This window comes from Rhodococcus sp. ENV425 (assembly GCF_002887785.1).
GTDB classification, from domain to species: domain Bacteria; phylum Actinomycetota; class Actinomycetes; order Mycobacteriales; family Mycobacteriaceae; genus Rhodococcus; species Rhodococcus aetherivorans.
In genome coordinates, this window is sequence record NZ_PCZU01000285.1 from 3,254 (window position 1) to 8,254 (window position 5,001).

The following is a 5,001-nucleotide window of genomic DNA, read 5'->3' on the forward strand; positions in this document are numbered from 1 at the left end:
GCCCCACTGCTGGCCGGGGGTTTGGCCTTGGCCGGGTTGCTGCCCCCACTGCGGCTGACCCTGCTGCGGCTGGCCGGGGGTCTGCTGGCCCTGCTGGCCCCACTGCTGGCCGGCGGGCTGCCCCTGCTGCGGCGTGCCGAACGCCTGCGTCGGGGCCGGCCCCTGCTCGGCTCCGGAGGACGGCGGGGGCGACGGCGCCCACTGCTTGGTCGAATCGTCGGAATCCTGCGGGTCGTGCGGACCGCTCATTGTCGCCTCCACCTGCCTTCGCTGTGTCCAATTACCGTAGCCGTAGCGCCCCACCCACCACGAGAAAGCCGTGTGGCAGCGCGCGTATCAAACCACACGCGGTGTCGTCACGCCGCATCGACCGCGACGACACCGCGCCGGATCGCGCCGATCGCCCGGGCGGCGGTCTTCGCGATCTGAGGGTCGACCGCGCCGGTGCGGATCTGGTCGAGCAGATCGATCACCTGCCGGCACCAGCGCACGAAGTCGCCCGCCGACAGGTCGCGTCCGGCGGCCCCGGCGGCGATCAGGGCCTCCGTCAACGACTGGGTGCTCACCCACGTGTAGATGGCATCGACGAACCCGGGATCCGGTTCGCGGGTGGGGGGCAGCTTGAAGCGAACCTCGTCGGCGCGCAGCTGCCCGCACAGGCGGACGGTGTCGGCGAGCGCGCGGCGCAGCGGCCCGGTGGGCCCGTACTCGGTGGCGCCCTCCTCGACGCGCGCCTCGTACACCACCGCCGAGACCACCGCGGCGAGCTCGGCGGGCGAGAGTCCCGCCCACACGCCGTGGCGCAGGCATTCGGCGACGAGCAGGTCGCTCTCGCTGTAGATGCGGGCGAGCCGCTCCCCCGCCTCGGTGGTCGACGGGTCGTCGCCGGCGGTGAGGTAGCCCCGCTCGGTCAGCAACGCGACGATCCGCTCGAAGGTGCGAGCGAGGGAGTTGGTGGTGGCCGCGGACTGGCGGCGCATCTGTGCGACCTCCCGGCCGAGGCGGTTGTAGCGTTCCCCGAGCCGGGCGAGGCGGTCGAGGTCGGGATGCTGGTGGGCCGGGTGCCGGCGCAGGCGTCGCCGCAGGTCGTCGATCTCGCGGGTGTCGCCGTTCTTGGCGTGCTTGGGGCGGCGCGGCGCGGAAATCCCGGTGCTGCGCAGCGCCGACGCGAGGTCACGGCGGGCCCGGGCGGTGCGGGCGTCGGCGTGCCGGGGCAGCCGGAGCTTGCCGAGCGCGGTGGCCGGTGCCGGGAAGTCCGCGGCCGAGACCCGCCCGGACCAGGCGTCCGCGGTGACCACCAGGGGCCGGGGGTCGGTGACGTCGGTGTCGGTTTCGAGGACGACGGCCAGTCCGGTGCGCCGGCCGCCGGGGATGGCGACGATGTCGCCGCGGCGCAGCGCGAGCAGCGACGCGACCGCGGCCTGCCGGCGGTCCTGCCGGGCCTGGCGTTCGCGTCGGCGTTCGAGCTGGGTGAGTTCCTCACGCAGCTGCAGGTAGTCGATGATGTCGCCGTCCTCGCCGCCGAGCTGATCGCGGAGCTTGGCGAGGGCCTTCTCGTTGCGTTCGATGCCGCGGGTCAGGCCGACGACCGACTTGTCCGCCTGGAACTGGGCGAAGGACCGTTCGAGCAGCGCCCGGGAGTGCTCGGCGCCGACCGCGTCGATCAGGTTGACCGCCATGTTGTACGACGGGCGGAACGAGCTGCGCAGCGGGAAGGTGCGGGTGGAGGCGAGCCCGGCGACGTCGGCGGGCTCGAGGCCCGGCTGCCACAGCACCACCGCGTGGCCCTCGACGTCGATGCCGCGGCGCCCGGCCCGCCCGGTGAGCTGGGTGTACTCGCCGGGGGTGAGCTCGGCGTGGGTTTCGCCGTTGTACTTGACCAGCTTCTCGAGCACCACGGTGCGGGCCGGCATGTTGATGCCCAGGGCGAGGGTTTCGGTGGCGAACACCGCCCGCACCAGGCCGCGGACGAACAGGTCCTCGACGGTGTGCCGGAAGGCCGGGAGCATGCCGGCGTGGTGGGCGGCGATGCCGCGTTCGAGGGCGGCGCGCCACTCCCGGAAGCCGAGCACCTCGAGGTCGGCGCGCGGCAGGTCGCCGGTGTGTTCGTCGACGATGGCCCGGATCTGCGCGGTCTCGGCGTCGGAGGCCAGGTGCAGACCGGCGCGCAGGCACTGGCCGACGGCGGCGTCGCAGCCGGCACGGCTGAACACGAAGGTGATCGCCGGCAACAGCCCCTCCCGGTCGAGGCGGGCGACGACCTCCGGACGCGGCAGCGGCCGGAACCCGATGCGCCCGCGGGGACCGCCCCACCGGCCGGTCGAGTCGAGGGCGGCGCGGCGGCGCACCTGCTCGACGAGTTCGCGGTTGACCACGACGCCGCGGCGGCCGGTGCCGTCCGCGGCGTCCGGGTGCGCGGTGGATTCGAACAGGTCGAAGATGCGGGGGCCGACCATGACGTGCTGGTGCAGCGGGATGGGCCGCACCTCGTCGACGACGACGGTGGTGTCGCCGCGCACGGTCTCCATCCAGTCGCCGAACTCCTCGGCGTTGGAGACGGTGGCGGACAGGCTGACCAGGCGCACGTCCTCGGGCAGGTGCAGGATGACCTCCTCCCACACCGCGCCGCGGAACCGGTCGGCGAGGAAGTGCACCTCGTCCATCACCACGTGGGTCAGCCCGATCAGGGTGGTCGAGGAGGCGTAGAGCATGTTGCGCAGCACCTCGGTGGTCATCACCACCACCGGGGCATCCGGGTTGACGGACTGATCGCCGGTGAGCAGGCCGACCGAGGCCTTGCCGTAGCGGGCGACGAGATCGGCGTACTTCTGGTTGCTCAACGCCTTGATCGGGGTGGTGTAGAAGCACTTGCTGCCGGCGCGCAGCGCCAGGTGCACGGCGAACTCACCGACGACGGTCTTGCCGGCGCCGGTGGGGGCGCACACGAGCACGCCGTGCCCGCCCTCGAGGGCGCGGCAGGCCTGCACCTGGAACGGATCGAGCGGGAAGGACAGCTCGGCGGCGAATTCGGCGAGCCGGGGCGGCAGCGCGGTCGCGGTGGATCCGGTGTCGGTGGAGTCGGTCACAGGCGGCGGCTAGAGGGTGTCGGAGTAGTCGGGCGGCGCGGGCCGGGCCGTGGGGCCGGGCGGCACCGTCGAGGTGGGCGCGGGCACCGGGGTGGGTGCCGTGATCGGGGAGCTCTCGTCGTCGTCGAGGTCGCCCCAGCCCTGTTCCCGGTCGCGGCGGGCGCGGCGCCTGTCGTTGAGGCGGGCGAGCTGGATGGCGAGTTCGAGCAGCAGGGTCAGGGCCGCGGCCAGCGCCAGCATCGAGAACGGGTCCTGGCCGGGCGTGGCGATGGCGGCGAAGACGAACATCGCCATGATCAGCCCCCGCCGCCACGACTTGAGCTTGGCGTAGCTCAGCACCCCGACGGCGTTGAGCGCGACGATGACGAGGGGAATCTCGAAGGACACCCCGAAGATCACGAGCAGGTTGATGATGAACCCGAAGTACTCCGAGCCCGACAACGCGGTGACCTGCACGTCGTTACCGACGGTGAGCAGGAACGACAACGCGTGCGAGACCACCAGGTAGGCCAGGACCGCGCCGGCGACGAACAGCACCGCGCCGGAGACGACGAAGCCGATCGCGTAACGGCGTTCCTTGGCATACAGGCCGGGGGTGATGAACGCCCACAGCTCGTACAGCCAGATCGGGCAGGCCAGCACGATGCCCGCGGTCAGCGCCACCTTCAGCCGCAGCATGAACTGTTCGAACGGTCCCGTGGCGAGCAGCCGGCAGCTGTCGTCGGCGCTGATGTCGGCGCGCGCGGACGCCGGCAGATCACAGTAGGGGCCGCGCAGGATCTCGCCGAGGCTCGGGAGCCCGAACAGGCCGGCGCTGTACCAGACGAACCCGACGATCGTGGTGAGCACCACGGCGGCGAGGGCGATGAGCAGGCGGGTGCGCAGTTCGTAGAGGTGCTCGACCAGCGACATGGTGCCGTCGGGATTGGTCTTGCGCCGGCTTCGACGCGGATCGAACGGGATGCGCACGGTGCGGTTCTCAGCTCCTGTCACGGCCGCCGGGATCAGCGGAGGACCGGGACATCCGCACGGATGCCCCGGTCAGGGAAATACGGTCAGGCCGAACGTGATTCGGGCTGCGGCGTCTGCGGCTGCGGCTCCACGGGGGCCGGGGCCGGCTGGGCCGGCGGCAACGGGCTCGGAGCCTGCTGCTGCGCGGGGCGCGCGTCGTCGTTCTGCATCTCCTTGACCTCGCTCTTGAAGATGCGCAGCGACCGGCCGAGACCGCGGGCCGCGTCGGGCAGCTTCTTCGAACCGAACAGGATGATCACGACGATCGCGACGATGGCCCAGTGCCAGGGGCTCATTGCACCCATTATCAACCTCCACTGATCTGCTGGCGTCGATGCTACCGGACCGACCCTGCACCGGCGCGCCGCACAGGGGCGTTCACGACGAGTTCGGAGCAGGTTCACAGCCCGTTCCCGGCGGGGGCGTCGTACGCGGCCAGGGCGGCCTGCGCCCGGTCCCGCACCGCCGCGACCAGCTCCGGCGGACCCAGCACACTGACCCCCGCGCCGAGGCCGACGGTCAACCGCGCCATCCAGTCCAGCGACGCGTAGTGCATCACCGCGTCGATGACCCCGTCGTCGTGCACCCGCACGTCGATCAGCGGGTAGTAGTCGAGCAGCCACCCGTAGCCGGGGTCGATCCGCAACCGGGCCGCCGGCAGCGTCGGGTCGCCGGCGAACAGGTCGAGGTGGTCGTCCTCGCGCAGCGCCCGTTCGGGCGGGTCCGCCGGTTCGTCGAGTTCGGTGGCGGCGTCGATGCGGTCGAACCGGAACAGCCGCACCCCTTCGGCGGCCCGGCACCAGGCCTGCAGGTAGGTGTGTTCGCCGACCAGCACGATCCGGATCGGATCGACGTCGCGTTCGGACACCGCATCGCGGGAGGCCGAGTAGTAGGTCAGGTGCAG

At 72.2% G+C, this 5,001-nt stretch carries 4 protein-coding genes and 1 pseudogene; all 5 read right to left on the reverse strand.

Features of this window, described 5'->3' with window-relative positions; genetic code table 11:
- A pseudogene (locus CQZ88_RS31980) lies at positions 1 to 249 on the reverse strand (hypothetical protein); the annotation flags it as partial.
- A 107-nt stretch (positions 250 to 356) separates the two neighbouring features.
- On the reverse strand, positions 357 to 3,086 hold the full coding sequence (locus CQZ88_RS27310) for an RNA helicase (RefSeq protein ID WP_006945771.1): 2,730 nt from the start codon (positions 3,084 to 3,086) through the stop codon (positions 357 to 359).
- A 9-nt stretch (positions 3,087 to 3,095) separates the two neighbouring features.
- Positions 3,096 to 4,055, reverse strand: a complete 960-nt coding sequence (tatC, locus tag CQZ88_RS27315) for a twin-arginine translocase subunit TatC (RefSeq protein WP_029543765.1) — start codon at positions 4,053 to 4,055, stop codon at positions 3,096 to 3,098.
- An 86-nt stretch (positions 4,056 to 4,141) separates the two neighbouring features.
- Positions 4,142 to 4,393 (reverse strand): Sec-independent protein translocase subunit TatA, encoded by a 252-nt coding sequence (tatA, locus tag CQZ88_RS27320; protein ID WP_180987093.1) that lies wholly within the window; start codon positions 4,391 to 4,393, stop codon positions 4,142 to 4,144.
- A 104-nt stretch (positions 4,394 to 4,497) separates the two neighbouring features.
- The coding region (locus CQZ88_RS31985; RefSeq protein WP_258008824.1) for a YafY family protein at positions 4,498 to 5,001 on the reverse strand (504 nt) is incomplete at its 5' end.